Source organism: Halioglobus sp. HI00S01, assembly GCF_001635445.1.
GTDB classification, from domain to species: domain Bacteria; phylum Pseudomonadota; class Gammaproteobacteria; order Pseudomonadales; family Halieaceae; genus Halioglobus; species Halioglobus japonicus.
This window is the reverse complement of sequence record NZ_LWEE01000202.1, coordinates 1-219: the sequence shown is the minus strand read 5'-3', so window position 1 is coordinate 219 and position 219 is coordinate 1. Positions and strand designations below refer to the sequence as shown.

The 219-nt window shown below is 63.0% G+C and carries 1 protein-coding gene; it reads left to right on the top strand.

All coding sequences use genetic code 11. The features are described from left to right. Positions 1 to 219: hypothetical protein (locus A3709_RS23975; protein ID WP_197484253.1), on the top strand; the 219-nt coding region annotated here is incomplete at both ends.

Here is a 219-nt window from a genome sequence, read left to right as displayed (position 1 = left end):
GAGCCGACAAGTCGACTCGCTATCGTGGCTCGGTGATTGCTGCGGTGCCGGTGACAGATCCGACCGTGCGCACATTCCTGGTCAGGGTGGTGTCGGATGAGGTGATAACCGCGTTGTTGCCCGGTATGTCTACGCAGGTCACCCTGCGTCTGGGCGCAGGACAACAGGGGCTGGCGGTGCCGCGGGATGCGATTCTTCGCTACCCCGATGGCCGCATTA